Source organism: Olleya sp. Ti.3.14 (genome assembly GCF_038154885.1).
In the GTDB taxonomy this organism is placed as follows: Bacteria; Bacteroidota; Bacteroidia; order Flavobacteriales; family Flavobacteriaceae; genus Olleya.
The window spans coordinates 1-26,999 of sequence record NZ_JBAKAO010000003.1 but is presented as its reverse complement, the minus strand read 5'-3'; the positions used below and the strand labels follow the sequence as shown (position 1 = coordinate 26,999).

Annotated in this window: 30 protein-coding genes; 10 read left to right on the top strand and 20 right to left on the bottom strand. The window is 31.8% G+C overall.

Features of this window, described 5'->3' with window-relative positions; genetic code table 11:
• Positions 1–5 precede the first annotated feature (5 nt).
• A complete protein-coding gene (locus V6251_RS06280; protein ID WP_145004196.1) occupies positions 6–860 on the bottom strand; it encodes a flavin reductase family protein in 855 nt (284 codons plus the stop codon).
• A 121-nt stretch (positions 861–981) separates the two neighbouring features.
• On the opposite strand from V6251_RS06280, the gene V6251_RS06275 reads away from it, so the two are divergent.
• Positions 982–2,166, top strand: coding sequence for a sensor histidine kinase (locus V6251_RS06275; protein WP_341587465.1), 1,185 nt, complete (start codon positions 982–984; stop codon positions 2,164–2,166).
• Positions 2,167–2,514, top strand: coding sequence for a hypothetical protein (locus tag V6251_RS06270; protein WP_145004201.1), 348 nt, complete (start codon positions 2,167–2,169; stop codon positions 2,512–2,514).
• On the opposite strand, the gene V6251_RS06265 is transcribed toward V6251_RS06270, so the two are convergent.
• Both V6251_RS06265 and greA read right to left on the bottom strand, forming a co-directional pair.
• Positions 2,509–2,898: an HIT family protein gene (locus tag V6251_RS06265; RefSeq protein ID WP_341587464.1), complete on the bottom strand. Its 390-nt coding sequence runs from the start codon at positions 2,896–2,898 to the stop codon at positions 2,509–2,511. The genes V6251_RS06270 and V6251_RS06265 overlap by 6 nt on opposite strands.
• A gap of 135 nt (positions 2,899–3,033) precedes the next feature.
• Positions 3,034–3,507 carry a transcription elongation factor GreA gene (greA, locus tag V6251_RS06260; protein WP_145004207.1) on the bottom strand — a complete coding sequence of 158 codons (474 nt, stop codon included), beginning with the start codon at positions 3,505–3,507 and terminating at the stop codon, positions 3,034–3,036.
• Between the two features lie 153 nt (positions 3,508–3,660).
• On the opposite strand from greA, the gene V6251_RS06255 reads away from it, so the two are divergent.
• Positions 3,661–4,107 (top strand): hypothetical protein, encoded by a 447-nt coding sequence (locus tag V6251_RS06255; protein ID WP_341587463.1) that lies wholly within the window; start codon positions 3,661–3,663, stop codon positions 4,105–4,107.
• 54 nt (positions 4,108–4,161) lie between these two features.
• Here the strand turns inward: V6251_RS06255 and V6251_RS06250 are convergent, their stop codons facing one another.
• The 8 genes from V6251_RS06250 to V6251_RS06215 all read right to left on the bottom strand — a co-directional run bounded on the left by V6251_RS06250 (position 4,162) and on the right by V6251_RS06215 (position 11,451).
• Positions 4,162–6,420: a TonB-dependent receptor gene (locus tag V6251_RS06250; protein ID WP_341587462.1), complete on the bottom strand. Its 2,259-nt coding sequence runs from the start codon at positions 6,418–6,420 to the stop codon at positions 4,162–4,164.
• 311 nt (positions 6,421–6,731) lie between these two features.
• The gene (gene arfB / locus V6251_RS06245; RefSeq protein ID WP_341587461.1) at positions 6,732–7,139 is read right to left on the bottom strand and encodes an alternative ribosome rescue aminoacyl-tRNA hydrolase ArfB; all 408 of its coding nucleotides are present in this window, start codon (positions 7,137–7,139) and stop codon (positions 6,732–6,734) included.
• A 1-nt stretch (position 7,140) separates the two neighbouring features.
• The gene (locus V6251_RS06240; protein ID WP_341587460.1) at positions 7,141–8,697 is read right to left on the bottom strand and encodes a DUF4301 family protein; all 1,557 of its coding nucleotides are present in this window, start codon (positions 8,695–8,697) and stop codon (positions 7,141–7,143) included.
• The gene (locus V6251_RS06235) at positions 8,684–9,262 is read right to left on the bottom strand and encodes an ATP-binding protein (RefSeq protein WP_341587459.1); all 579 of its coding nucleotides are present in this window, start codon (positions 9,260–9,262) and stop codon (positions 8,684–8,686) included. The genes V6251_RS06240 and V6251_RS06235 overlap by 14 nt, the downstream gene beginning before the upstream one ends.
• Positions 9,223–9,855 carry a nicotinamide riboside transporter PnuC gene (gene pnuC, locus V6251_RS06230; RefSeq protein WP_341587458.1) on the bottom strand — a complete coding sequence of 211 codons (633 nt, stop codon included), beginning with the start codon at positions 9,853–9,855 and terminating at the stop codon, positions 9,223–9,225. The genes V6251_RS06235 and pnuC overlap by 40 nt, the downstream gene beginning before the upstream one ends.
• Positions 9,839–10,099, bottom strand: a complete 261-nt coding sequence (locus tag V6251_RS06225) for a hypothetical protein (RefSeq protein ID WP_341587457.1) — start codon at positions 10,097–10,099, stop codon at positions 9,839–9,841. The genes pnuC and V6251_RS06225 overlap by 17 nt, the downstream gene beginning before the upstream one ends.
• A gap of 3 nt (positions 10,100–10,102) precedes the next feature.
• Positions 10,103–10,825 (bottom strand): geranylgeranylglyceryl/heptaprenylglyceryl phosphate synthase, encoded by a 723-nt coding sequence (locus tag V6251_RS06220; RefSeq protein WP_341587456.1) that lies wholly within the window; start codon positions 10,823–10,825, stop codon positions 10,103–10,105.
• Complete coding sequence (locus V6251_RS06215; protein WP_341587455.1) at positions 10,825–11,451, bottom strand: 4'-phosphopantetheinyl transferase family protein; 627 nt, start codon at positions 11,449–11,451, stop codon at positions 10,825–10,827. The genes V6251_RS06220 and V6251_RS06215 overlap by 1 nt, the downstream gene beginning before the upstream one ends.
• A 132-nt stretch (positions 11,452–11,583) precedes the next feature.
• Here V6251_RS06215 and ahcY point away from each other — a divergent pair, with 132 nt between their 5' ends.
• Positions 11,584–12,900, top strand: coding sequence for an adenosylhomocysteinase (gene ahcY, locus V6251_RS06210; protein ID WP_339808617.1), 1,317 nt, complete (start codon positions 11,584–11,586; stop codon positions 12,898–12,900).
• Positions 12,901–13,198: 298 nt separating this feature from the next.
• Positions 13,199–13,681, top strand: a complete 483-nt coding sequence (locus tag V6251_RS06205) for a DUF1569 domain-containing protein (RefSeq protein WP_341587454.1) — start codon at positions 13,199–13,201, stop codon at positions 13,679–13,681.
• 35 nt (positions 13,682–13,716) lie between these two features.
• Here V6251_RS06205 and rpmA read toward each other — a convergent pair whose 3' ends face one another.
• From rpmA to V6251_RS06190, 3 genes are all read right to left on the bottom strand, one after another.
• Complete coding sequence (gene rpmA / locus V6251_RS06200) at positions 13,717–13,977, bottom strand: 50S ribosomal protein L27 (protein ID WP_028283192.1); 261 nt, start codon at positions 13,975–13,977, stop codon at positions 13,717–13,719.
• A 43-nt stretch (positions 13,978–14,020) separates the two neighbouring features.
• Positions 14,021–14,680: a 50S ribosomal protein L21 gene (gene rplU / locus V6251_RS06195; RefSeq protein ID WP_145004235.1), complete on the bottom strand. Its 660-nt coding sequence runs from the start codon at positions 14,678–14,680 to the stop codon at positions 14,021–14,023.
• Positions 14,681–14,780: 100 nt separating this feature from the next.
• Positions 14,781–15,230 (bottom strand): DUF4199 domain-containing protein, encoded by a 450-nt coding sequence (locus tag V6251_RS06190; protein WP_341587453.1) that lies wholly within the window; start codon positions 15,228–15,230, stop codon positions 14,781–14,783.
• A gap of 194 nt (positions 15,231–15,424) precedes the next feature.
• On the opposite strand from V6251_RS06190, the gene V6251_RS06185 reads away from it, so the two are divergent.
• Positions 15,425–16,744, top strand: coding sequence for a M16 family metallopeptidase (locus tag V6251_RS06185; RefSeq protein WP_292948089.1), 1,320 nt, complete (start codon positions 15,425–15,427; stop codon positions 16,742–16,744).
• A gap of 19 nt (positions 16,745–16,763) precedes the next feature.
• Positions 16,764–18,836 (top strand): M16 family metallopeptidase, encoded by a 2,073-nt coding sequence (locus V6251_RS06180; protein ID WP_341587452.1) that lies wholly within the window; start codon positions 16,764–16,766, stop codon positions 18,834–18,836.
• Between the two features lie 32 nt (positions 18,837–18,868).
• On the opposite strand, the gene V6251_RS06175 is transcribed toward V6251_RS06180, so the two are convergent.
• A complete protein-coding gene (locus V6251_RS06175) occupies positions 18,869–19,765 on the bottom strand; it encodes a DMT family transporter (RefSeq protein WP_341587451.1) in 897 nt (298 codons plus the stop codon).
• A gap of 97 nt (positions 19,766–19,862) precedes the next feature.
• Here V6251_RS06175 and V6251_RS06170 point away from each other — a divergent pair, with 97 nt between their 5' ends.
• On the top strand, positions 19,863–20,435 hold the full coding sequence (locus V6251_RS06170; protein ID WP_341587450.1) for a heavy metal-associated domain-containing protein: 573 nt from the start codon (positions 19,863–19,865) through the stop codon (positions 20,433–20,435).
• A 97-nt stretch (positions 20,436–20,532) separates the two neighbouring features.
• Here V6251_RS06170 and gldD read toward each other — a convergent pair whose 3' ends face one another.
• The 4 genes from gldD to mutY form a co-directional block, all read right to left on the bottom strand.
• Positions 20,533–21,111: a gliding motility lipoprotein GldD gene (gldD, locus tag V6251_RS06165; RefSeq protein WP_341587449.1), complete on the bottom strand. Its 579-nt coding sequence runs from the start codon at positions 21,109–21,111 to the stop codon at positions 20,533–20,535.
• A gap of 46 nt (positions 21,112–21,157) precedes the next feature.
• On the bottom strand, positions 21,158–22,462 hold the full coding sequence (locus V6251_RS06160) for a gliding motility-associated protein GldE (RefSeq protein ID WP_341587448.1): 1,305 nt from the start codon (positions 22,460–22,462) through the stop codon (positions 21,158–21,160).
• Between the two features lie 9 nt (positions 22,463–22,471).
• On the bottom strand, positions 22,472–22,921 hold the full coding sequence (locus V6251_RS06155; protein ID WP_341587447.1) for a single-stranded DNA-binding protein: 450 nt from the start codon (positions 22,919–22,921) through the stop codon (positions 22,472–22,474).
• Positions 22,922–23,012: 91 nt separating this feature from the next.
• Positions 23,013–24,053 carry an A/G-specific adenine glycosylase gene (gene mutY, locus V6251_RS06150; RefSeq protein ID WP_341587446.1) on the bottom strand — a complete coding sequence of 347 codons (1,041 nt, stop codon included), beginning with the start codon at positions 24,051–24,053 and terminating at the stop codon, positions 23,013–23,015.
• A gap of 137 nt (positions 24,054–24,190) precedes the next feature.
• Between mutY and V6251_RS06145 the strand changes: the two genes are divergently transcribed.
• Both V6251_RS06145 and V6251_RS06140 read left to right on the top strand, forming a co-directional pair.
• On the top strand, positions 24,191–24,481 hold the full coding sequence (locus V6251_RS06145) for an HU family DNA-binding protein (protein ID WP_028283181.1): 291 nt from the start codon (positions 24,191–24,193) through the stop codon (positions 24,479–24,481).
• Positions 24,482–24,834: 353 nt separating this feature from the next.
• Complete coding sequence (locus tag V6251_RS06140; protein ID WP_341587445.1) at positions 24,835–26,379, top strand: Rne/Rng family ribonuclease; 1,545 nt, start codon at positions 24,835–24,837, stop codon at positions 26,377–26,379.
• A gap of 222 nt (positions 26,380–26,601) precedes the next feature.
• Here the strand turns inward: V6251_RS06140 and V6251_RS06135 are convergent.
• On the bottom strand, positions 26,602–26,999 hold a 398-nt coding region (locus V6251_RS06135), incomplete at its 5' end, for an OmpA family protein (protein WP_341587444.1).

The following is a 26,999-nucleotide window of genomic DNA, read 5'->3' as shown; positions in this document are numbered from 1 at the left end:
TAAAATTACGATAACAACACTTTCCAAGCGCTTTCCACATCACTAAAACTTAAAAAGTCTTTTGCTTTTTTATGTTTTTGTTCAGTCGACAAAGAACTTAAATTATGTTGGTTTTTAAAAGCCTGAATGCTATTTTCCTCAGGTAAGTTTTCAACATTCCCCAAAAGCCCCAAATCATTTCCTGTTAAAACAGCACTTTCTCTAACTGCTTTTGGTAAAGCGTCAACACCTATACCAAGGGTTGACAACGGTTTTGGAATTTCAAAAAATCCAGATTTTGCTCTGCTATAATAGCTACCTCCTGCTCTAGATACTAAATCTAATTTATTTTGGTCTATTGCACCATTTTCATCCAAGACATCTTCAGACACATGCATTTTAACCACTTCACAAATGATTAAATTACCTGCTCCTGCGTTTTCACCAAGGTGTACAATCTGGTTAACTTTACATTCCATTTGCACAGGACTTTCTGCTACCCTAAATGGTTTTACCACATCTGATTTTAACATAGTCAGACCTGCTTTTTCAAATTCGTTTATACCTTCAGGATACTCTGTACTACTTAAAGACATTTGCTGAACAATATCGTAGTTTACCACATTAATTACAACCTCTTTAGTCGCTTCTGCATTAACCAATGTATGCTTAATAGTATTATCTCTAACACGTCTTGCTGGCGAAAAAATTAATATTGGTGGATTAGCACTAAACACATTAAAAAAACTAAAAGGTGATAAATTAGGTTTTCCGTCTGCATCTATTGTACTAGCAAAAGCTATTGGTCTAGGTGCAACAGCACTAAGTAAATAGCCATGTAATTTAGCTGTAGAGAATTCTTGTGGTGTAAATGATAACATAAAGGAGTATTGTTTACTACAAAAATACACAATCTGACGGTCAACTAAAAGGCAATTAGTAACCAACCTCCACAATAATATTAACAGAATTGCATTATATTAACACCAAAAACTAACAATCATGTTTTTTACAAAACATCGTCAGCTTATACGCTGGATAATTATTATTGCTTCATTTGCTATTATCTCTTTAATATTATGGAATACGTATGTGTTTTTTCAAAAATTTAAAGCAGAAGAACGCAGAAAAATGCAAACATGGTCCTATGCACAAAGTGATTTTTTAAATAGCTTTAGAAACGGGTTAGATGGCGAAGTAAACAATGTCACAACATTTATTATAACAGACTCCACCTCTACTACTCCAATGATTTTAGTATCTCCTAAAGGAGAAATAAGTAGCTTTAATAATTTAGATACTTTAGGAATAAAAAATGTTGATGCTTTTTTAAGAAAAAGTCAATTACAATTTGAAGAAGAAAACCATCCTATTGCATTATCCTATTATAATAACAAAACTAATAGCGATGAGTCCCTTGGTATGCTATACTACGGAAACTCGCCACTTTTAAATAAACTAAAATATTATCCATTAGCGCTATTATTAATTATTGTCTTATTTGGAGCAGTGGTTTACTTTTTTTATCGCAGCTCTAAAATTGCAACTCAAAATAAATTATGGTCAGGAATGGCTAAAGAAACCGCACATCAAATCGGGACGCCTTTATCATCATTAATTGGTTGGACCGAAATTTTAAAAGGTGAAAACACTAATCCTGAATACATAAAAGAAATAGAAAAAGACATTAGTCGCTTGCAAACAATCACAGAGCGTTTTAGTAAAATAGGATCGCTTCCTACACTAAATAAGGTTGATATTGTTGCTGAAACCAAAGACGCTTATGACTACTTAAAAACAAGATCTTCAAGACTAATAAATTTTGATATCACTTTACCAGAACACCCTATCTACGTTAATTTAAATACCCAATTATATGGTTGGACTATTGAAAATTTAGTTAAAAATGCTATAGATGCCATGAAGGGAAAAGGTGATTTACAGGTCAGTATCACACAGTTAGAACAACGCGTGAAAATAACTGTAACAGATACAGGAAAAGGAATAAGTAAAAACGAATTTAGTACTATCTTTGAGCCTGGTTATACAACTAAAAAACGTGGTTGGGGACTTGGCTTATCATTGGCAAAACGAATAATAGAAGACTTCCATAATGGTCGTATAAAAGTTTTGCACTCTGAAAAAGGAAAAGGAACAACAATGCAGATTAGCCTAAAAACAATATAAATGTCTGATAGATTACTAACAATAAATACCGTTGATTTAAATAATAATTGCCCTGAATGCTTTAGCACTAAAGGACTGCAATTAACTTTTAAGCAACGTTTTATTGAAACTTCTTTTTATAAAAGCATTACACAAGAGGTAAGTACGGAAATGAATTGCATTGTTTGTAATACTAAAATCTATCCAGCACGTTGGACGGATGACATTGAGCGCGTTTATGACTACCAGATGAAAGCTTTCCAGCCTAAAAAATCATCTAAAAAGTACAAAAGTCTGTTTTGGATTTTGATTGGTGCAGCTACCCTTTTAATAGCTGCAATACTAAGCGTATTAGTTTACCAATTATAAATTAGCAGCAATTGCTTTTGCTAAAGCTTCAAAATCTTCCTTTTGTAAAGACACTTTATTAATAAACCTTGCGTCTTCCATTGTATTTAATGGTATTAAATGTACATGTATATGTGGTACTTCTAAACCAATTACACTTACACCAACACGTTTACAAGGCACAGCTTTTTCTAAAGCTATTGCTACTTTTCTAGAAAATAGCATTAAGGCAGTGTATGTTGCTTCATCTAAATCAAAAAGTTTATTTACTTCTTTTTTAGGAATACATAAAGTATGTCCTTTAGCATTAGGATTAACATCTAAGAAGGCTAAAAAATCTTCAGTTTCGGCTACTTTATAACACGGAATTTCTCCGTTTACTATTTTGGTAAAAATGGATGACATATAGGTTTCGGTTTAGAAACTAAAGATAAAAAAAGATTCCTGCTAACCTGAAATTTGTTTCAGAATAAACAGGAATCTTCAAAAAATTTACATTTTTATATATTTCCGCTTTAGCGTTATTATTTAAATGAATAATTACCTACTAATTTCGACAATATCAAATTTAATAATACCACTTGGCACTTGTATTTCAGCAACATCACCAACTGATTTACCTAATAAACCTTTACCTATTGGGCTGTTTACAGATATTTTACCTGAGGCTAAATCTGCTTCGCCATCTGCTACTAAAGTATAATTCATTTCCATACCATTGGTTTGGTTTTTGATTTTTACTTTAGATAGGACTAATATTTTAGAGGTGTCCATTTGTGACTCGTCAATAACACGTGCTCCAGCCATTTGATCTTCTAGTTTAGCAATACGCATTTCTAGCATACCTTGCGCTTCCTTGGCTGCATCATACTCAGCATTTTCACTTAAATCACCTTTATCTCTTGCTTCTGCTATTGCTCTAGAGGCCTTAACGCGCTCCACATCCTTAAGTTGCTTAAGCTCGTCACGCAATTTTTTTAACCCTTCTGCTGTATAATAAGATACTTTACTCATATTTTTTTCGTTTAAATAAAAAGACGCTAAAACAATTTAGCGTTAAACACAAAAATCTCGTCGACACGAGATTTTGTCTTACAAATATACAAAATATTTAACTCAACATTGTAATTGTTGTAAATTGCAATCCTAAAAAATTATTAAATTTATATGTTAAGGTCTTTAACTACAATAATATTATGCTTTGCGCTAATAACGTCATGTCAAAAAAACGATGATACTGATAACAGCAATAATTTTATACCAAATATTAATTTTGACACTTTTAATTCCATAAACACAACTTTACCACAATATAATGACTTGCAGTTTCCTGGTGGTAGTATTGTTATCAATGGTTTTGGGTATAATGGCATTGTCATTTATTACACAGGTAACACTTATTATGCTTTTGAAATTACAGATCCTAATCACGTCCCTTCAGACTGCTCTTTACTAACTGTTGAAAGTGGTATTGCAACTTGTAATTGCGATGATGGTAATAGTTATAGCGTTGCTGGTGGAGGTGTTCCTTTTGATGGCACTAGTGGACAATATAGTTTAAAACCTTACTTTGTAGAGGTTAATGGAGATGTTATTAGAGTTTACAATAACTAAAAAAGCACCTCTAATTTAGAGATGCTTTTAAAGGGTTGTTGTAAAAATTATTGGTTAAAATTTTAAGGTTACACCTGCTAAAAAGTTAGTGGTTGCTTGTGGGTAGTAAAAATTTTCTGTGATTGGTGCATCATTAGAGTTTTCTGGTCTATAAAAATAGCTATACGTATAACCATTAGATACATATTTATTATTAAACACATTGTTAACCAATACATTAAAAGCGATTTCTTTAATCCAAGTTGGTTTGATACGATAAGAAACATTTAAGTTGTTTACAAAATAGCCATCCATACTTTTACTATCACTTGACGTGTTGTCTAAATATTGTTGCCCAACATACTTAGATAATAAAGCGATGTTAGCATTTTTAATTGGGGAGTAGGTTAATGTGCTACCAAATATTACGTTTGGCGAAAATGAGATATCTGTATCATTATAAGTTGTCACAACAGCATCATAAGATACTGTATCAAATGTGCTAGGATCATACTGCGTGTCATAAACGACATAATCAAACGCTTTAATTTTATTTTGACTAAAAGTTGCATTAGCATCAATCCTAAATTGATCCGATAATTTATATCCTGTTTGTATCTCGATACCAGCTCTGTAACTATCTGCTACATTTTGTCTGATTGGATCACCAACATCATCTAAATCTCCTGTTAACACTAATTGATCTTTATAATCCATATAGTATAAATTAGCATTTAGGTAAAACTTAGAATTTTGTAATTTATAACCAAACTCAAAATCATGTAACTGTTCCGATACTGGTTTGATTGGATTTTTTGTTAAATCGTCACGATTTGGCTCTCTGTTACCTACAGCGTAAGATCCATACACATTACTATTATTGTTAATCCTGTAGGTTAATCCCATTTTTGGATTAAAAAAATTATACGTTTCTTTTACATTAATATCTAGTAAATCTGAGCTTGTTCCAACAGACTCATAATCAACCGTTCTATATTGTAAATCTAGTAATGCAAATAAATTTGAATTGATATTATACTCGGCTTTTAAGTACGTATTAAAATCTTGCTTATCTCCATAACTAAAATAATAATTGCTTCTTACAGGTATTGGTGTTTCAAATGAATCCCAAATAACTTCACCAAAATGATCCCCTTTATAAGAATTATAACCTCCACCTAAATATAAATTTAACTTATCCCTTTTATAGTTAAGTGAATATACAATTGCGGTAAAATTATTATCTAACCAACGTCTTCTAATGACATCACCTTCGTCTGAAGCATTTGCATTATTTGGGAAATAGTCACCTAATTCCTCACCATCTTTATATTGTTCATAATAACCTTTACCTGTTGTAAAATTACCAGAAATATTAGCAGAAAAATTAGAGTTAAATTGGTGAGAAGCATGTAATTGATAATGTGTTTGTTGATAGCTATCAATTTCATTATCATATGTGTAGTAATTATATGTTCTTCCTGAATTTAATAAATTTTCAGCTTCTGCATCACTTGGATAATTTCTATCAATAAAAGCCTGAATTCCTTCTAAATCGTTATTAACAACTGCTTCTGGTGTTCCGTACCAAGATTGGTAAGTCTCTTCTTTTCCTCCAAAAACAATAGCTTTTATGGATGTTTTTTCGTTAACAAAACCAGCCTCTGTATAATAACTATTTAAGTCTGCTCTAGCTCTATCAATATATCCATCACTTTGTATATTGGATAATCTAGCTTCAGCATAAAAATTATTTTTAATACCAGAACCAATACTAATATTATGTTTTCTAGTTCCAAAACTACCTACTGCGTTAGTTGTTGTAGCATAACCATCAGTCGATGGATTAAGTGTTTTCAAGTTTAAGCTAGCACCAAAAGCACCAGATCCATTGGTAGATGTTCCAACACCACGTTGTAATTGAATATCTTCAACAGAACTTACAAAATCAGGCATATTAACCCAGAATGTCCCTTGACTTTCTTGGTCATTGTAAGGTATTCCGTTGATAGTAACATTGACACGTGTCGCGTCACTACCTCTAACTCTAATCCCTGTATAACCAACACCTGCTCCTGCATCACTTGTTGTTACTACGGATGGTAATTGATCTAATAATACTGGCAAATCCTGACCAAGATTTATAGATTCTAACTCTTCTTTTGTGATGTTTGAAAAAGCTACTGGTGTCTTATCCTTTGCTCTAGTAGCAGATAGTAAGACTTCATCAAGTTTTGTGATTTTTGTTGAGTCCGACTCAACTGTTTTTTTGTCTTGTGCGTTAACACTGACCGATAACACTAATAGTGTTAAAAAAAGAAATAAATTTTTCATTACGATTAAATTACTAATCGAATAAAAAGAGGTAATTATTCTTAATTGTTATTAATTAAATTTTGTAATACATAGACTCTCTATATATTACATAGTAACACAAAAAATTGTGTTTCAAATTTCCTAAACAGCATTACCTGTTCTAGGTTCAATGGGTATGATCTCAGCCGATATAGGCACCCCTTTTTTGAGAACGCTGCAAAGGTAGATTAGAATTTTGATTTATGAAATATGATTCTTGATTTTTTTTCAAAGAATAATCTACGCAATAATTAATATTGTTAAAATACAATTAAGACATATATAATAAGCTACTCTATTTTTGGTTTTTTTCGACTAGCTTTTATATCTGAATTGTGTTTTTTGTTTTTTAAGCGTTTACGAATAACTGCTCTTGGGATTTTGGTTGGTTTACGCTCTGGATCTACTTGTAAAGCTTGTTGTAAAATAGCAATTGCACGTTTTATAATAATCCCTTTATTTTTTAATTGACTTCTAGTGTCTCCACATTGCAATAATAATACCTGATCTTTAGTTAGCCTAGTTGCTAATTTTGATTTAATACGTTCTTTTTGGTCGTTTGCAAGCACTAAGGAATCATTAATAGAAAAACTTAACTCTATTTTAGTAGCAACTTTATTGACATGCTGACCACCACTACCAGAACTTCTGATAGCTTTAAGGTTAAATTCTTTTTCTAAAGCTTGTTTGTCTAACACGTTATAAGACTTGATGTGTTGGTTTTAATAAGTCATTAACCGTTTTTACTGGATTGAAGGTAACTAAAGGTACTTCAACAAAAATAGTGTTCCAATTAGACATACTTCCGTTCCAAAGTCCTGGCAACTCTAACGCTTTAATATCTTTACCAACTTTTGTTTTCATAGTAATAAAAGCTGTTTGGTGGTCAACAAATTTTTGAAGATCATACGTTTCGCCTTTATAGTTTTTTATACTACAAACGATGTCTACAGGGTTAAAATGCGTCGCTTTTTTTAAGATGTTTTTTTGCTCTTTATCCTTTTTGTTAATTTGAGCAGATTCCACTATTTGCAAAGACAGATTTGCGCCTTCATCTTTAACCCAAAATGGACCTCCTCCTGGCTCTCCTTCGTTTTCAACCATACCACAAATGCGGATTGGTCTGTCTAGTTTATTTTTTAAATAATCTATTTGATATGCTGTAGAATATTTTTCAAATTCAGGAGAAATTACAACATTCATTTTACAAATCAAAAACTCTGCAATCTCGACTATATCATCATGAGACAATTGTTTTGTATCTAAATCTTTAGCATACTTAAACGCTTGTTTTTTTATATTAATCAATAAACCAGCTAGCATTTTTTTAGACTTAGCGACTTCTTCTTCATATTTGTAAACTACAACATTATCAATGTTTTTAATAAAAATAATGTCAGCATCAAAGTCGTTTAAGTTTTCAAGTAAAGCACCATGACCGGATGGTCTAAAATATAGCTCGTGATTGTCCTCTCTAACAATTTCATTTTTTGCTGAAACAGCTATTGTATCTGTAGATTCTTTTTGATAGGAAAAAGAAATATCAAATTTAGTATTGGTTTTACTTTCAACTATTTGCTGAATTCTAGTAAACTCAGCATCAAACTTTTCTTTATGTTTTTCTGAAATAGTAAAATGAAGAGAAGCTTTACCTTTTGAGGTCGCGTACAATGCAGCCTCAAATAAATGCTCCTCAAAAGCGCTGGCTAAATGATCCTTATATTTATGAAACGGTAATAATCCTTTTGGAAAAGCACTAAACGCTAATTGATCATCGTTTAAAATAGCTTTGATAAACGCAACCAATTTTTCATCGTTTGATAATTTATTATAGTTTTTGTTTTGTGACTTTAAATAGGTTATTACTAGATTATAAAAAGGTAGTTTTTCTAACCCAATAAAAAATAAAGATAATTCTGAAGCCTTAAATTTATTTACATAAGCATTTATACTTTGCTTTTTAGGCTTAAAATCCTTGATAAAATCAAATAAAAATTTAAACATCCTAGTCGCTGCTCCAGAAGCAGGAACAAATTTGACAATTTTGAGTGCTTCTTTTTGAGCATCATAAACCTTTATTAAACCCGATTTCTCTTGCTCAGAAAACTTAAGTATTCCGTCTTCAATAGTTGCTGCTCTTTCTAAATTAATAAAGGGTAATCCTGTTTTAAGCAACTGTAATTGTTGCTCTACCTTTTTAAGTGTTAATCCTTTTTTTTCTATGAAAATTTTATCTGAACTATTAAACTGCATCATTATGTTTTGCTAATAATAAATCTATGTGTTTTATGGCTAATTGTAATCTTGTTTTCTTATCTCCTTTTAATAATACATAAGGTCTATTATATTTTATTAATGTAGATTTAAACGTTTCAAACATTGCTTCTCTTTCTTCAGGCTTGTCCCTTAAATCATCTGCTTCCCAAGGTGTATCAATATACGTTAAAAAGTATAAATCATAAGTGTTTTTTATAGCATATTTTTCTAAAATCGGATCGCAAGTCCCAGAGTAATAGGTTTCAGAGTATACTTTAGTCTCTAATAAATCAGTATCACAAATTAGTACAGAATCTGTTTTTTTTGCCAAATGGTTTTCCATACTCATTTGACCCATAGCTATTGGAAGTAAATCGTGAGTTTCGCAGGTTTTACGTTCGTTATTCCATTTATTTTGTAAATAATCTCTAGCATATTCCGGTACCCAAACGGAATGATAATGCCTAGCTAATTGCTGAGATAACGTCGTTTTTCCAGTAGATTCTGGTCCAAACAAAACTATTTTTACACAGTTTGCCGGTTGCTGTTCAAGTGTTTTTTCCATTGTAAATAACCAAATATTGCAATTACTGTAAATCCTAAATACTGAAAAGAAGTAAATGTAAATCCTTTATAAAAATATAAAGGAACAGAGATAATGTCTCCAATAATCCAGTAAATCCAGTTTTCAATTTTACGTCTAGCCATCAACCACATACCAACAAAAAATATTGCAGTAGTAATTGTATCAACATATGCTACCCAACTAGTCCACTTATCAAATGTTTTATAAACTGCAAACACAAATAACATAGTTGCTAAAAAAATAATTACACTTAATTTTTTTTCCTTTTTTGTGGTAACAGATATAGGTGTAACGTGTTGATCGTCCACTTTTCTTGTCCATATATACCAACCATAAACACTCATTACAAAATAATAGGCGTTAATCATCATATCGCCTAACAAATCCCATTTTAATAATAAATACACAAAAATTAAGGTACTTATCATACCTGTAGGAAACACCCAAATTTTATTTTGTTTAGAAAACAATACAGATAAAAAACCAAAAATTACAGCAATAATCTCTAAAACAACATCTGTTGTTTCGTATTCAAAATATTGTCCAAAAAGGAAATCAAAAATGTGGCTCATAATCGCTTCTGTCTGTTTTTACAACTTTCATAGTTAGTACACAGATGTCTTGATTTTCAAACGAAGCTTTAATCTTTTCGTTTAAAAAAGGCATCAACTGGTCAAAATCGCCAAAAACCTGAGTACTTAATGGGTTTTCTAAAACCGTAAAATCAGAGTCACGTAAAGCTTTAATAAAATCAATAACGTGCTGCTCATAATTATTACTTAATGGTGACAAAGTTAAATCTACCGATATTTTCATGGTTTATAGTTTTAATTCTTCAAAAAAGTCATGGTTTTCTTCAAAAGCAGTACCAATTACTACTAAATCTGCTCCTGCACTATAAGCGTTATCCAATTGTTGTTTGCTTCTAATACCACCTCCAACTATTAAAGGGATAGTTAAATCTTGCTTCACAAACTTAATCATTTGTAATGGCACAGGATGTAATGCTCCACTTCCAGCTTCTAAGTAAATAATTTTTTTACCCATTAATTCACCTGCTTTTGCTGTATCGGCAACTAAACAATGTAAAGCAGTTGGGATCGGTTTAGTTTCTGTTACTTTTTGAACCGCAGTTTCTTTTCCGTTTTCAATTAAAATATATCCCGTAGGAATCACTTCCAAATTGGTGTGTTTTAAAATTGAAACCGCTTCAATTTGTTTTTCGATTAAATATTTAGGGTTTCGACCAGAAATTAAGGACAAAAACAAGATAGCGTCAGCATCCTTTGATATTTGCGTTACATCACCAGGAAATAGCACAATGGGTAATTTAGTTAGTGGTTTTAAAGCAGCTACTAATTTTTGCGTAACCTCCAACTCAACTGTACTACCACCAACAAAAACATGTGTAATTATAGAGCGATTAATTTTATTGGCAAATTGCGATAATGAATTAATATCAAATTTATCAGGATCAATTAGTATAGCTAATAATTTTTCTTGTTTCGCTTTCGCGGAAAGTATGTCGTTGTAAACACTCATTATTCTATAACATAAGCACAAGTAAAACCTTCAAACTCTAAGTAATTGGCAGTATAACGTTTTTTTAAACCCTTATAATCTATCCAGCAAACCGTTTGCGCATCAATTATAGAAAACGGAATTACCAAAAAATGTTCCCTAAACAACATACCTGGAGTAGCAAACAATTTGTATAAAGATTCCTTTATTCCCCAAATAACAGTTAGTTTATTAATATAATCAGAAGCTTCTTTATCCAAATATTCAAACTCATACGCCACAAACTTTTTTGCAATAACTGCTATTTTTTGACGCTGTCTTTCAATATCTATACCAACTTCGGTATCGCTAATAATAACGCCAGAAAACGTAAAACTATGGGTTATAGATATATGCTTTCCATCCTTTAAATGTGGTTTGCCATTCGCGTCATAAAATAAATCATGATCCGTATAACCAAAAGCATTAAGCAAGTGTCTAACACTTAAAAAACCACGTTGATGCAGCTCACTTTTCATACCTAAGACACGATCTAAACTCTCTGGTTTTAATTCTAATCCATTGATTAATTGGTCATAAGACTCTTCAATCTTCCAGATTTTAACAGTAGTTTGTGAATTTGGAGTAAGGGTTTTATATAGAGGCATTTAATATTCTAAATTCTATTAGTTATCTTTGCAAAGCCTAAGGCGAAATATGCATTTTAGTTAAGCGAATTTAACCATTTTAAGTGCTAATTCCCAAAGGTGTTTCATTTATAAAATAAAGAGAGAAATAATATGAGTACAAAAAACGTTGCTTACGTACCTAATAAGGTAAAAGACATGTCGCTTGCGGCTTGGGGAAGAAAAGAAATTAATTTAGCCGAAGCAGAAATGCCAGGTTTAATGAGTTTACGTGAAGAATACAAAAACGAACAACCTTTAAAAGGAGCACGTATTGCTGGATGTTTACACATGACTATCCAAACTGCTGTTTTAATAGAAACATTACAAGCTTTAGGAGCAGAAGTTACTTGGAGTTCTTGTAACATTTTCTCTACACAAGATCAAGCTGCTGCTGCAATAGCAGATGCAGGTACAGCTGTGTACGCTTGGAAAGACATGACAGAAGAAGAATTTGATTGGTGTATCGAGCAAACCTTATTTTTTGGAGAAGACCGCAAACCATTAAACATGATTTTAGATGATGGTGGAGATTTAACCAACATGGTTTTAGATAAATACCCAGAATTATCTGCAGGAATTAAAGGATTATCTGAAGAAACTACAACAGGAGTACACAGACTGTACGAGCGTGTTAAAAACGGTACTTTAACAATGCCAGCAATTAACGTAAACGACTCTGTAACTAAATCTAAATTTGACAACAAATACGGTTGTAAAGAGTCTGCAGTAGACGCAATACGTCGTGCAACAGACATTATGTTAGCTGGTAAACGTGTAACTGTTTGTGGTTATGGAGACGTTGGTAAAGGTACAGCTGCCTCTTTTAAAGGTGCTGGAAGTATTGTAACAGTTACAGAAATTGACCCAATTTGTGCCTTACAAGCAGCAATGGACGGTTTTGAAGTTAAAAAACTAGAAACAGTTGTTGGTAATTCTGATATAATCATTACAACTACAGGTAACAAAGACATTGTACGTGCAGAGCATTTTGAAGCAATGAAAGACAAAGTAATCGTAGCAAACATTGGTCACTTTGATAACGAAATTCAAGTAGGATGGTTAAACAAAAACCATGGCCATACTAAAGACACAATCAAACCTCAGGTTGACAAATACAACATTGATGGTAAAGATATTATCTTGCTTGCCGAAGGACGTTTAGTAAACTTAGGTTGCGCAACAGGACACCCTAGTTTTGTAATGTCTAACTCATTTACAAACCAAACTTTAGCACAAATCGAACTTTGGAAAAATAGCGATAAATACGAAAACGACGTATATATGTTACCAAAGCATTTAGATGAAAAAGTAGCTAAATTGCATTTAGAAAAAATTGGTGTAGAGCTAACAGAATTAGCAGATTACCAAGCTGATTATATTGGTGTTAAAGTTGAAGGACCATACAAGCCAGAACATTACAGATACTAATCAAAGCGTCATTGCACGTCACTTTTTAGTGATTTAGCAATCACATACTTTGAAATTATATATTAAGTCCCAAGCAGCAATGTTTGGGATTTTTTTGTTTTATGGCAATTTGTTTTTGGAAAAAAACCAAAAACAACCACGCTTTCCGTTATATCTTTTTCTCGTACCTCAAAAAAGGATGCCACTACAATCCTTATTGCAAATTAATCCGCAAAAGCACTGTTCTTCTAGTAAAATGGTTTCATTTTTGTTAAGTCAAGTTCGTTTTAAGTATCTTCACAAGACAAAAAATAAGACCATGTCCAAACAAAAACTTACTACAGCCATAAATAATTTAGAACATCACATAATAAATCACGACCAATCAAACTCTAAAGTATCTAAAAGCAATATAGCTTGGCATATAGGCCACAGTCTTAAAGTAATAAACAACGTAAGTATTGCTACCAATACATCAGACCCAAAACAATTTAAAAATAACTTTACACTTTTAGGTAAAGTCTTTTTCATATTTGGCTTTTTCCCCAGAGGAAAAGCAAAAGCACCAAAACATGTGCTACCTCCAGAAAATATTACTAAAGCAGATTTAATACAACAAATTACAATAGCAAAATCTAATATTGCTACACTAACAAACTTAGACAAAAACGCCTATTTTAAACATCCTTTATTTGGACACATAAATACCAAACGTGTACCAAAATTTTTACAAATGCACACCAACCATCATTTAAAAATTATAAACGACATACTAAAACAACAAAAAACCCTTTCTAAATAATAGAAAGGGTTTTAATTTTTTAGGAAATAAAATTATTAAGCTTGGAAAGGCTCAATAGAAACGTAAGACTTGTTGTCTCTTTTCTTTGTAAATTTTACTAAACCATCAACTTTAGCATGTAAAGTGTGATCTTTTCCTTGGTATACATTTTCACCTGGGTGATGTGTATTACCACGTTGTCTTATGATAATGTTTCCAGCAATAGCAGCTTGTCCTCCAAAAATCTTAACGCCTAAACGTTTTGATTCAGATTCTCTACCATTCTTCGAACTACCAACCCCTTTTTTGTGAGCCATGATCTTAAGTGTTTAAATTGTTATACTTAAAGTGTTTTAGCAATTACGCTTTACCACCATCTAATTCGTCTTGCCATTTCTTTAACTCATCCCACTTACCATCAGCAGCTAATTGAGCTTGTGCTGGCCATGTGTCAGTTACGTGATTACCACGTACACCTGCGATAATTTCAGAAATTTTAGCTGCATCAGTTTTAGCTAATTCAGCAAAAGTAGCGATTCCTGCTTCAACTAATGTTTCAGCAATTTTTGGTCCAATACCTTCAACTTTTTTCAAGTCGTCAGCTTTTCCTGATGCTTTAGCAGCCTTTTTAGGTGCAGCTTTAGCTTCTACTTTTTTAGTTTCTTTTTTTGGAGCAGCTTTTTCAGCTTTCGCTGCTGGCTTAGCTCCTGAAGCTACTATACTTTCAATTACGATTTCAGTTAAGGCTTGTCTGTGTCCGTTTTTCTTACGGTAACCTTTTCTTCTTTTCTTCTTGAAAACAATAACTTTATCACCTTGAAGGTGCTTTAAGACTTTTGCACTTACTTGTGCTCCGCCTATAGCTGGGGCGCCTACAGTTATGTTAGAACCATCTGCAATTAAAAGGACATTGTCAAAAGACACTGCTTCTCCTTCTTCTGTTGCTAAACGGTTAACAAAAACTTTTTGGTCTTTTTCAACTTTAAATTGATGCCCTGCTATCTCTACAATTGCGTACATAGCGTAACGTTTTTATTAATTAGTTTATATAAAATAATCTCATTTTCCTGAGAAAACGGATGCAAATATACTTCTAATTAATTAATCTACAAACCTTTTATTATTTTTGAGGCATATTTCTGCTATTTTTAAAAAGTTGCATACAAGTAAGTGTAATAACTACTGTTGTTGCAAATCCCATAATCGCAACAACAAAAGCAACCAAGCCTATGTGCACATTATAGTCTCTTTTAAAAACGGTTAATAATTTCTTCAAAAATTCAGCATCAACTTCTGTAGCATAAAAGGTAAAAAAAACTGTAAACAAAATCGCTGCTATAAAACCGGCAATGACACCTACGGTAAAACCGCCTGTGTAACTAAATTTATCAGCTTGTTGTAATTTATAATACTTTATAGTTTCATAAATACCAAAACCTGTTATTACACCATTAAATAAACTAAAAAAAGGATTAGTATGTAAATTAAACAAAGACAGGATTAAAAAAAAGGCAATTAAACATGCGCTTATAACTAACCCAAATCTTATAGGAAGGGAAATATTTTTCATATTAATTTATGGTTTTTGGTTAATAATCCCTTTAAATTTCGTGAAAATGAAACCAAATTTTTATAATTTGATGTTAATTTTCAATAAATTAAGCAGTAATACATGGTTGTATTGTTATTTTTGTTAAAACTGTTGTAACAAAAACATATAACAGTATACTAATACTTAAACTGATAAATTAAATAATCAAACACATGAAAAAAAGTTTATTCTCATTAGCTGCTTTGCTTTTAGCTGGTTTTTCTGCTACAGCACAAGAAGTTAACTACGAAGAGTATGATTTAGACAATGGTTTACACGTTATCTTACACCAAGACAACTCTGCTCCTGTAGTAACTACCTCTGTAATGTACCATGTTGGTGCAAAAGACGAACAGCCAGATCGTACAGGTATGGCTCACTTTTTTGAACACCTTTTATTTGAAGGTACTGAAAACATCGATCGTGGTGAATGGTTTAAAATTGTAACCTCTCAAGGAGGAAGTAATAACGCAAACACAACTGACGACAGAACGTATTATTACGAAGTTTTCCCTTCTAATAGCCTAGAATTAGGATTATGGATGGAATCTGAGCGTTTAATGCATCCAATTATCAATCAGATTGGTGTGGACACTCAAAATGAAGTTGTAAAAGAAGAAAAACGTTTACGTGTAGACAATTCTCCTTATGGTAAATTTATCGAAAATGTTAAACTTAACATTTTCAAAAAACACCCTTATAAAGGAACAACTATTGGAAAAATGGAGCATTTAGACGCTGCTTCTTTAGAAGAATTTCAAGCGTTTAACAAAAAATTCTACGTACCAAATAACGCTGTATTAGTTGTTGCTGGTGATATAGATATTGCCTCTACAAAAAAGATGATTAAAGACTATTTTGGACCAATCCCAAGAGGAGAAGATATAGTTAGAAATTTCCCTAAAGAGGACCCAATTACTGAGACTATTAAAGCAACAGCTTACGACGACAACATACAAATCCCTGCAATTATTGCTGCTTACAGAACACCAGCAATGACAGATAGAGATGCTTATGTATTAGATATGTTATCTAGTTATTTAAGTTCTGGTAAAACATCTAAATTGTATAAAAAAATTGTTGATGACAAAAAAATGGCTGTACAAGTAGGTGCTTTTAACCAAAGCCAAGAAGATTACGGTACATACATTATCTACGGTTTACCTTTAGGTGAAAATACTTTAGATGGTTTATTAGCCGAAATTGATGAAGAATTAGTTAAGGTACAAACTGAATTAATGTCTGAAAGAGATTACCAAAAACTTCAAAACCAATTTGAAAACAATTTTGTAAGTTCAAATTCAAGCATTTCTGGTGTAGCAAACTCATTAGCTCGCTACTATATGCTTTATAAGGATATTAGTTTAATTAACAACGAAATTAAAATCTACAGATCTATTACTAGAGAAGAGATTCAAAATGTTGCTAAAAAATATTTAAATCCTAACCAACGTGTTGTTTTAGAATATTTACCAAGTAAAGACGAAAAATAAAAAAGAAATTTCAATAGATATGAAAACAAAAATAACAGCCTTATTAGCGGTATTGTTTATATCAATTTCGGCAACAGCCCAAATAGACAGATCTAAACAACCAGAACCAGGTCCTGCTCCAACCATTACTTTAGAAGTCCCTGGAGAGTTTGAACTAAAAAACGGACTTAAAGTTTTAATTGTTGAAAACCATAAGCTTCCAAGAGTATCATACGCTTTAACTATAGATAACCAACCAATTACAGAAGGTAACAAAGCAGGTGTATCTGCAATGTTAGGTGCCATGTTAGGAAACGGTACAACTAACATCCCTAAAGATGTTTTTAATGAAGAGATTGACTTTTTAGGAGCAAGCCTTGGGTTTAGTTCTGATGGAGCTTATGCTAGTGGTTTATCTAAATACTCTGAACGTATTATGGAATTAATGGCTGATGCAGCTATGAATCCATTATTTTCTCAAGAAGAATTTGATAAAGAAAAAGCACTTATTCTAGAAGGTTTAAAAAACAACGAAAAAAGTGTAGATGCTGTAGCAGGTCGTGTAGGTAGCGCATTATCTTATGGTAATAACCACCCTTACGGAGAATATATTACAGAAGAAACTGTAAATAATATTACAATTGATAATGTTAGAGCATTTTATCAAAAATACTTCAACCCAAACAATGCATACTTAGTAATTATTGGTGATGTAGATTTTAAGACAGTTGAAAAGCAAGTTAAAAAATACTTCAAAAAATGGGATAAAGGAATTGATTTTACAACAAATCTAGTTACTCCTAATCCAAACCTAGCAAGTACACAAATCAATTTTGTAGACATGCCAAATGCTGTACAATCAAACATATCATTAACTAATAACGTAACGTTAGAAATGAATGATCCTGATTACCATGCAGTATTAATTGCTAATAAAATTTTAGGTGGTGGTTTTAACAGCTACTTAAACATGAATTTACGTGAAGCAAATGGTTGGACGTATGGAGCACGTTCTAGTATTGGTGCTTCTCGTTTTGGTGCGTCAAGATTTACAGCTGGAGCTGAAGTAAGAAACACTGTTACTGACAGTGCAGTTGTAGAGACTTTAAAAGAAATTAAAAGAATAAAATCAGAACCTGTTACTGCTGAAGCATTAGCTAATGCAAAAGCTAAGTATGTTGGAGATTTTGTTTTAGCTTTAGAAAGCCCTCAGACAATTGCTAGATACGCATTAAGCATTAAACTAAATAAATTACCTTCTGACTTTTACAAAACGTATTTATCTAAAATAAATGCAGTAACTGTAGAGGACGTACAACGTGTGGCTAACAAATACTTTAAGCCAGAAAATGCACGTATAATTATAGTTGGAAAAGGTAGTGATGTAATCCCTGGATTAGAAAAAACAGGAGTACCAATTAAGTACTTTGACAAGTTTGCAAATCCAGTTGAAAAACCAGAATTTTCAAAGTCAATTCCTGATGGCGTAACTGCTAAAACAGTATTAGACAACTATATTACAGCTATTGGAGGAACCAACAATATTAACATGGTAAACTCTGTAAAAATGGATGGTGATTTTGTAATCCAAGGAGCGCCACCATTGACAGTTGAAATAAAGAAAACTAAAGACAATAAAGAGTCTATGGAAGTTGCTATGCAAGGTATGGTAATGATGAAGTCTAAATGGAACGGTACAACTGGTTACAGAGAGCAACAAGGTCAAAAAATGCCTTTATCAGACACTGAAGTATCAGACAAAAAAGCTGAAGCTGGAATGTTTCCAGAAACATCATATGATATGGCTAATATAACATTAGTAAGTATTGTTGATATTGATGGAGCAGACAGCTATAAAGTAAAAGTAATGAAAGGTGACGATGCATCTTACCGTTATTATGATGTTGCATCAAACTTGTTAGTTCAAGAAGAAAGCACAACTAAAGCGCAAGGACAAGAAGTTACTACAACAGTAAAGTATGATAACTACTCTGAAGTAAACGGAGTAAAATTCCCTTACGCACAGACTATCATAGCTGGACCACAAACAATGTCTATGAATATTAAAAATGTAAAAGTAAACGAAGAAGTTACTGATGCAGATTTTAACTAATATACATTACAATTAAACTAAAAATCCGAAGCTTAAACGTTTCGGATTTTTTTTGCTTTTCTATTAGCTAAATACACACCAATTAAAATAATTAAAGTCCCAATAATTTGTGTCACACTAAAACTTTCTCCATCCATCAAGCCCCAAACTAAAGCAACAATTGGCATAATATAAGTCACAGAAGACGCAAATACAGGAGTAGACATTTGCACCAAAGTGTTAAACAATACTTTAGCCAAAGCAGTACCAAAAAAGGATAAAATAACAACGTAACCAATTGCGTTTGTAAAATCAGGATTACTAAAGTTTGCCACATTAAAAAAGTCTGCGAAAATCAAAACAACTAAAGCAGGTATAAAAATAACAACATAATTACCAACAGCTATTGCTAAAGGTTTAACATCTTGCAAATAGCGCTTAATAATGTTAACATTTATGGCGTACATAACCGTAGACGCTATTACAAATCCTGCAAACCAATAATTTTGATTTGGATTTAAATCTGCACCTTCTAAGATCAAAATAGACGTACCAATAAAGCCAATAATAACACCAACAACCTGCTTAGTAGTACTTGCTATTTTAAATACAGCAGCACCAATTAAAACAGTGTTTAAAGGCACTAAACTATTTAAAACAGACACAACCGCACTATCTATTTGGGTTTCGGCAATTGCAAAGAAAAACGCAGGAATAAAAGACCCTAAAAAGCCCGAAATCGCAATCCATTTCCAATCCGTTTTTTTAATTAAACGTATCTTTTTATAACCTGCCATAAACAAAAACAGTCCTGTAATTAAAGTACGCAAAGCACCTAATTGATAGGCATTTAAACCCAACAAAGCCTTCTTAATTAAAATAAATGACGTTCCCCAAATAAGAGACAAAACAAGTAAATACACCCATTTTTTAGTGTTATTATTTTGCATAGCTAAATTTTACGGTACAAAAATCCAATATAAAAAGCAATAAAGCATATTATTTAGTAATTTTGTAACTATTAAACAATAATTAAATTTTATTAAAATGAAATCATTTAAACATATACTAGTACTAGTTGCAATAACAGTATTAACATTTAGTTGTAAAAACGAAGCTGAGCCAGAAGTTATGACATCACCTTCTGCTACAGAAACTACAGAATTAACAAAAAAAGCAGAAATTAATCCAAATGCTAAGTTAGCTAAAGCTGAATTTAAAATCGAAGGTATGACTTGCGCAATGGGTTGTGCAAAAACTATTGAGAAAAAAATGGCTAAAATGGAAGGTGTAAAATCTGCAATTGTAGATTTTGATCGCGAATTAGCAATGGTAGAATATGATGAAGCATTAGTAACTCCTGCATCATTAGAAACTACTGTTACAAGTGTTGCTGACACCTATAAAGTAAAAGACATGCATACGGTAGATGCTTTTTCTACTGCAAAAAAAGAATGCACAATGAAGTGTAAAGAAGATTGCACTAAAAAAGACTGTAAAGATTGTGCTGCTAAAACTGCAGAATGCAAGAAAAAATGTGCTAACAAAACTGAAGCAGAAAAATTAGCTTGCGCTAAAGACTGCAAAAAAGCATGTTGTTCAGACGCTAAAAAAGCTTAACAAACATTACCTTATTTAAATATGAAAGCCTTGAAAATTCAAGGCTTTTTTTATTCTTTTCTATTTGTGATTTAAAGATGTGTTTAAATAATCAAAATTACTTCCATTGGACACTTTCCATTATACGCTTAATATCTTTTTGAAGATAATTAGCAGCAGGTAATATCGAGTCATAATTAGGTTTAGCATAAAAATATAATGACCCAGTTAAAAAATGATTTATACTATCCGTTATATAAAACTGAGATTGTGAAGCTGCATTACCACCAACTTCATAAAACATTCCATACACTTTATTCACAGGGTTTTCCCAAACTACCTCTTCAATAGCATCTGCTTTTTTAGTATGTTCTTGAGTAAAATTTTGAGCATTTTTAAGGTACTTTATTAAGCGCTCTTGTCCATCTATTGCTTTATAAGTAAGGTAAATGGTTCCTTTTAATTTTTTATACTCTATGTTAAGTCCAAAACTTTTTACATCATCTTGTAAAGGCTTATAAATTATGGTATCACTTTGCATGTTTTGATCAAAAGCAAAAGGCAAATCTTGATTATACATTTTATAATCTGCCTGAGGATACTCTAACCTTAGATACCCTTTTGGCTTTGGTATTGGGTCGTTTCCACAACTTGTTAGTATTACAAAGGTTAAAAGGAAGATTATTAAATGTCTCATGTTTTAATTACTTAGGCAATAATAATTAGCCTTTATATTTTGTTATTTAGGGCAAGGTAACCTTGACACGTTTTATACGTTTTTTATCTAATGCTTCAATTGTAAAAACGTAGTTTTCAAACTGTATTTTACTGTTTCGTTTAGGAAAACCTCCAGAATTTTCTAAAATAAAACCAGCAATAGTCTCAGCTTCACCTTTATTATCTTCAAAAATTGTATCGTTTTCTAACTTAATAATTTTATAAAAATCTTTTAATGCAGTTTTACCTTCAAAAGCATAATTTTTATCATCAAGCTTTGAAAACACTAAGTCTTCGTCATCAAACTCGTCACTAATATCACCTACAATCTCTTCAATAATATCTTCTAATGACACTAATCCAGATGTTCCTCCATACTCATCAACAACTACAGCAAGATGTACTTTTTTCTCTTGGAATTCCGCCATTAAATCGTCCAATTTTTTATTTTCTGGCACAAAAAATGGTGATCTTAATAAAGATGTCCAATCAAATATTTGTTTATCAATATATGGCAATAAATCTTTAACGTACAATACGCCAACGATATTATCCATACTATCTTTATATACTGGTATTCTAGAATAACCGTTTTCTATAATTTCTGGAATAATCTCGCTATAAGGTTGCTCTACATTTAGAGCAAAGACATCAATACGCGGTTGCATAACTTGTTTGGTATCTGTATTCCCAAAACTTACAATCCCTTGTAATATTTTTTGTTCTTCTTTAGTTGTGTCATGCTCACTTGTTAGCTCTAATGCCTGAGACAATTGATCCACACTGATATTAGATTTTTGTTTTCCTAATCTATTATGAATTGTCAGCGTAATACTGCGCATTGGCAAACTTAAAGGCGAAAATAATACATCTAAAACACCTAATGGATAGGCCATAAATGTCGCAAATTTTAAATTATTGCGACTAGCATAAATCTTAGGTAAAATTTCACCAAAAAGTAATATTAAAAAAGTAATGACTACTACTTCCACTATAAATTTAACTAATGCAGAGTTTATACCTGCAAACAAATAGTTGCCTAAAAAGGCAAACAGTATTACAATCCCAATATTTATAAAATTATTAGCCACTAAAATGGTTGCCAATAATTTTTTAGGACGAATTAATAGCTTTGAAATTATTTGAATCTGCTTTTTACCTTGTAATGCTTCGTCTTCAAGATCAGATTTTGTTAATGAAAACAAAGCGACTTCTGCTCCAGAAATCATTGCAGAACATATCAATAATACAATTAACAGCACAAAACCTAGTACAATATTAATGTTGTCAGAAATTACTAATGCTAAAAAACTAGAGGGTTCAGGGTCCATAATCACTTATTAAAACGGTAGATCGTCTTCGCTAGAGGCTGAAGACGTTTGTTTTGGAATATCGGTTTTTGGTGCTTGTTGCTGTTGTACAGCTGGTGTCACTGGAGCTGCCTCAGGATCACGCTTTGTACTTAAAAATGTAAAGTCAGACACTTGTATCTCTGTACTATAACGATCATTTCCAGATTCGTCTTGCCATTTTCTAGTTTTTATACGACCTTCAACATAAACCTTATCACCTTTTGTTAGATATTTTTCACAAATTTCAGCAGCTTTATTGCGCACTACTATATTATGCCAATCCGTATTAGTAACACGCTCGTTAGTTTGCTTGCTAACATAAGTCTCGTTGGTTGCTAAAGGAAAACGTCCAACACAACCACCTCCTTCAAAGTAGTGCATTTTAACTTCATCTCCTAAATGCCCAATTAGCATAACTTTATTTAATGTTCCTGACATAAGTAGTGTTTTTTTCTAATACAAAATTACAGTTTTAAGCTTCAATGTAAATAAATTTAATAAAAAATATTGAGGCGTTGACAGTAATGAATTAAAAATTAAATTTTTCGATAAAATTACCTATCAATATTGGTACTGGAAAATCCTTTATTTTATCAAAAGCAATACCTTCTGGAAGGTTACTATCTAAAGATACAATCCAAAATTTAGTGTATAAATGCTGATGGGATAATTTATGCACTATTGCTTTTTCGTTATACAAAGACAATTCTAAAAATTGTTCTTTTAATGGTGCAATCAATTTAATTTGCTCCTCAATACTATCAAAAGACGCATCTTTATCAGTTTCTATTAAAGGAAATTGATATAAATTTTGCCAAATACCACTACCTAGTCGCTGTTGTATAACCGTTTTACCATCCTTAGAAAGAATTACAATAAAGTTAAAATACTTTTTGGAAACCTTAGCACTTTTAATTTTTACAGGCAAATCACTAATTACAGCTTTTTGTAAAGCAACACAAGTGTTGTTAAAAGGACAACTATTACAATCTGGATTTTTAGGCTTACACAATCTTGCACCAAACTCCATTATAGCTTGATTAAAAGTAGCTGGTTGCTTAACATCAATTAATTGTTGTGCTAACATCTTAAACTCTTTAAAACCTTTACCTGTATTAATAGGAGTGTAAATACCATAAATCCTAGACAACGCTCTGTAAACATTACCGTCAACAACTGCAGTAACCTCATTAAAACTAATAGAAGCAATTGCACTTGCTGTATAATCACCTACTCCTTTCAGTTTAATAATATCATCAAAAGTATCCGGAAAATGTCCATCAAGCTCATCTACTATGTATTTAGCTGAGGCGTGCAAATTTCGTGCTCTAGAGTAATAACCTAATCCTTGCCATAACTTTAACACCTCTTGTTCCTCAGCGTTAGCTAAGTCAAAAACAGTAGGGAAATTGGTAGTAAAAGCGGTGTAATATGGCAAGCCTTGAACGACTTGTGTTTGTTGTAAAATAATTTCGGAAAGCCAAATATAATAAGGGTTTGTAGTGTTACGCCAAGGCAAATCTCGTTTATTATCTGTGTACCAATTAATTAATTGTTTTGCAAAGTTCATTTATTAGAAAAAAGTAAGAAAAGCAAAAGTAAAGTTTATCGCATTAAATTTTAATGAATTAGGTTTGAAATATTGAATATTAAATGCCTATATTTGCCAACCCTTAGAAAAATTAATAACGCAAACAAGAAAAGAAAATGACTAAAGCTGATTTAGTAACAAAGATTTCTGAAAAATTAGGAATAGAAAAAGGAGATGTTCAGGCAACTGTAGAGACTTTTATGGAAGAAGTTAAGACATCTTTAGAAGGAGGTGATAATGTTTACCTTAGAGGATTTGGTAGCTTTATCATTAAAACAAGAGCAGAAAAAACAGGAAGAAATATTTCAAAAAATACGACTATCAAGATTCCTGCTCACAACATACCAGCGTTTAAACCTGCAAAAGTATTTGTAGAGGGTGTAAAAACTAACGTAGACGTAAAGTAAAAAATATTATAAACGAATTATTAATTTAAAAACATTAACCCTATGCCAAGTGGTAAGAAACGTAAAAGACACAAGGTTGCAACGCATAAGCGTAAAAAACGTAGACGCGCTAATCGTCACAAGAAGAAGAAATAGTACCAAAAAGTAGTTTATATAACTACTTTTTTGGTTTATTAAAATTATCGTTCTTTGAAAATAGAGTTTATTATAAATATGTAAAACCTTGCGTATTTTTAAACTCAAACGGATTTAAAAAATCCTGTGATTATCATACCTTTTTTTGTTTAAAAAAAAGGTATGATATATTGTATAATCCATCTATACTTAGTTGTATGGATAAAAATTAACCTTAAATGGATAAAGAATTAATTATTAGATCTAGTCCAGAAGCTGTTGATTTTGCCTTATTAAAAGATGGAAAATTAGTTGAATTACATAAAGAGGAAGATGGGAACAACTTTGCGGTTGGTGATGTGTTTATCGCCAAAATAAGAAAAGCTGTTCCAGGACTAAATGCAGCATTTGTCAATGTTGGTTATGAAAAAGATGCATTTTTGCATTATCATGATTTAGGACCAAAAATGTCATCTCTTTTAAAATTTACAAAAAGTGTAAGCACAGGTAAACTAAAAGATTTTTCTTTAAAGGATTACCCATTTGAAAAAGATATTGATAAAGACGGAAAGATTACTGACGTCTTAAAATCAAATCAGTCTATTTTAGTACAAATAGTTAAAGAACCAATATCTACTAAAGGCCCAAGGATTAGCTCAGAGCTGTCCATAGCTGGCAGATATATTGTTTTAGTGCCATTTTCTGATCGAATTTCTATTTCGCAAAAGATAGAGAGCAAAGAAGAAAAAGAGCGCTTAAAACGTTTGGTAAGGAGTATAACTCCGCCTGGTTTTGGAGTTATTGTACGAACAGTAGCAGAAGGCAAAAAAGTAGCCGAACTAGATAAAGATTTACAAAATTTGCTTAGTCGTTGGACAGCAATGTGTAAAAAATTGCATAAAGCAAATCATCCTACCAAAGTATTAGGTGAGTTAAATAAAGCCTCTTCTATTTTAAGAGATATATTTAACGACACTTTTACAGGGATTCATGTAGATGATGAAGCATTACATGCACAAGTTAAAGATTACGTGCAACAATACGCACCAAAAAAAGAATCAATAGTCAAATTACATCAGTCTAATATTCCTATTTTTGAAAAATTTGGAATAGAAAGACAAATAAAAACTGCTTTTGGTAAGACGGTCTCTATGGCTAAAGGTGCATACCTTGTCATCGAGCATACTGAAGCGCTTCACGTCATTGATGTAAATAGTGGTAATAGATCAAATAAATCAAACTCTCAAGAAGACACAGCACTTGAAGTAAACTTAATATCTGCTTCAGAAGTAGCACGACAATTAAGATTACGTGATATGGGTGGAATTATTGTGATAGATTTTATTGACCTAAATACTGCTGAACATAGAAAAAAACTTTACAATCATCTTCGTGACGAAATGAAAGATGATCGTGCCAAACACAAAATATTACCTCCTAGTAAGTTTGGATTGATTCAAATTACACGTCAAAGAGTAAGACCAGAAATGAATATTAAAACAAGAGAGGAAAATCCTAACAGTTTTAATGGAGAAGAAGTCGAAGCACCAATTAACATTGTGCCTAAAATAACTCACGACATAGAACAAATATTTAAAAAAGACTATAAGAAGGTGACTTTAAACACACATCCTTTTATAGCAGCCTTTTTAACAAAAGGTTTTCCATCAATTCGTTCAAAATGGTTTTTTGAACACAAAAAATGGGTTAAAATACAACCAAGAGATGCTTACACATACCTTGAATATCATTTTGTTGACAAAGATGGTAATCAAATTAATTAATAAAAAAGCCTACTATTTTATAGTTAGGCTTTTTTTTTGCACCAAAGTGTATAATAAAATTAGTAGGTCAATCTTCGCATACTTAATAATACTATTTACAATAACAAACCTTAATAGTTTACAAAGCTACAAAGACTTTAAAATAGCTATAAATTAAAATAGCCTTACTAAGATTAGTAAGGCTATTTTTTGGTTTTTAATTGGTTGTTAAACTAGTGTTTATTATTGTTTAGGTCCACCGCTTACGATTGTAAACTCAGAACGTCTGTTAAATTGATGTTGCTCTTCTGTACAACTAGATCCACAGTCATATAATAGCTCTGATTCTCCTTTACCATCTCCAGATATTCTACTTGCATCAATACCTTTAGATACGATGTAAGCTACTGTAGATTTAGCTCTTCTATCAGATAAGCTCATGTTATAACCTGCAGGACCTCTACTATCTGTATGTGATGTTGCATAAATTACCATTTCTGGGTATTTGTTCATCACTAAGACTAGTTTGTCTAACTCTAATGCTCCTTGTGGTGTAATGTTAGATTTGTCAAACTCAAAGTAAATTGGGTCTAACACCACTTTGTCTGCAACAATAATTTTCTTGATTGGTGTTAGGTCAA

Coding starts and splice junctions, on each gene's coding strand:
- V6251_RS06280 (WP_145004196.1), bottom strand. CDS start 860: ATGTTATCATTTACACCACAAGAATTCTCTACAGCTAAATTACATGGC.
- V6251_RS06275 (WP_341587465.1), top strand. CDS start 982: ATGTTTTTTACAAAACATCGTCAGCTTATACGCTGGATAATTATTATT.
- V6251_RS06270 (WP_145004201.1), top strand. CDS start 2,167: ATGTCTGATAGATTACTAACAATAAATACCGTTGATTTAAATAATAAT.
- V6251_RS06265 (WP_341587464.1), bottom strand. CDS start 2,898: ATGTCATCCATTTTTACCAAAATAGTAAACGGAGAAATTCCGTGTTAT.
- greA (WP_145004207.1), bottom strand. CDS start 3,507: ATGAGTAAAGTATCTTATTATACAGCAGAAGGGTTAAAAAAATTGCGT.
- V6251_RS06255 (WP_341587463.1), top strand. CDS start 3,661: ATGTTAAGGTCTTTAACTACAATAATATTATGCTTTGCGCTAATAACG.
- V6251_RS06250 (WP_341587462.1), bottom strand. CDS start 6,420: ATGAAAAATTTATTTCTTTTTTTAACACTATTAGTGTTATCGGTCAGT.
- V6251_RS06240 (WP_341587460.1), bottom strand. CDS start 8,697: ATGATGCAGTTTAATAGTTCAGATAAAATTTTCATAGAAAAAAAAGGA.
- V6251_RS06235 (WP_341587459.1), bottom strand. CDS start 9,262: ATGGAAAAAACACTTGAACAGCAACCGGCAAACTGTGTAAAAATAGTT.
- pnuC (WP_341587458.1), bottom strand. CDS start 9,855: ATGAGCCACATTTTTGATTTCCTTTTTGGACAATATTTTGAATACGAA.
- V6251_RS06225 (WP_341587457.1), bottom strand. CDS start 10,099: ATGAAAATATCGGTAGATTTAACTTTGTCACCATTAAGTAATAATTAT.
- V6251_RS06220 (WP_341587456.1), bottom strand. CDS start 10,825: ATGAGTGTTTACAACGACATACTTTCCGCGAAAGCGAAACAAGAAAAA.
- V6251_RS06215 (WP_341587455.1), bottom strand. CDS start 11,451: ATGCCTCTATATAAAACCCTTACTCCAAATTCACAAACTACTGTTAAA.
- ahcY (WP_339808617.1), top strand. CDS start 11,584: ATGAGTACAAAAAACGTTGCTTACGTACCTAATAAGGTAAAAGACATG.
- V6251_RS06205 (WP_341587454.1), top strand. CDS start 13,199: ATGTCCAAACAAAAACTTACTACAGCCATAAATAATTTAGAACATCAC.
- rpmA (WP_028283192.1), bottom strand. CDS start 13,977: ATGGCTCACAAAAAAGGGGTTGGTAGTTCGAAGAATGGTAGAGAATCT.
- rplU (WP_145004235.1), bottom strand. CDS start 14,680: ATGTACGCAATTGTAGAGATAGCAGGGCATCAATTTAAAGTTGAAAAA.
- V6251_RS06190 (WP_341587453.1), bottom strand. CDS start 15,230: ATGAAAAATATTTCCCTTCCTATAAGATTTGGGTTAGTTATAAGCGCA.
- V6251_RS06185 (WP_292948089.1), top strand. CDS start 15,425: ATGAAAAAAAGTTTATTCTCATTAGCTGCTTTGCTTTTAGCTGGTTTT.
- V6251_RS06180 (WP_341587452.1), top strand. CDS start 16,764: ATGAAAACAAAAATAACAGCCTTATTAGCGGTATTGTTTATATCAATT.
- V6251_RS06175 (WP_341587451.1), bottom strand. CDS start 19,765: ATGCAAAATAATAACACTAAAAAATGGGTGTATTTACTTGTTTTGTCT.
- V6251_RS06170 (WP_341587450.1), top strand. CDS start 19,863: ATGAAATCATTTAAACATATACTAGTACTAGTTGCAATAACAGTATTA.
- gldD (WP_341587449.1), bottom strand. CDS start 21,111: ATGAGACATTTAATAATCTTCCTTTTAACCTTTGTAATACTAACAAGT.
- V6251_RS06160 (WP_341587448.1), bottom strand. CDS start 22,462: ATGGACCCTGAACCCTCTAGTTTTTTAGCATTAGTAATTTCTGACAAC.
- V6251_RS06155 (WP_341587447.1), bottom strand. CDS start 22,921: ATGTCAGGAACATTAAATAAAGTTATGCTAATTGGGCATTTAGGAGAT.
- mutY (WP_341587446.1), bottom strand. CDS start 24,053: ATGAACTTTGCAAAACAATTAATTAATTGGTACACAGATAATAAACGA.
- V6251_RS06145 (WP_028283181.1), top strand. CDS start 24,191: ATGACTAAAGCTGATTTAGTAACAAAGATTTCTGAAAAATTAGGAATA.
- V6251_RS06140 (WP_341587445.1), top strand. CDS start 24,835: ATGGATAAAGAATTAATTATTAGATCTAGTCCAGAAGCTGTTGATTTT.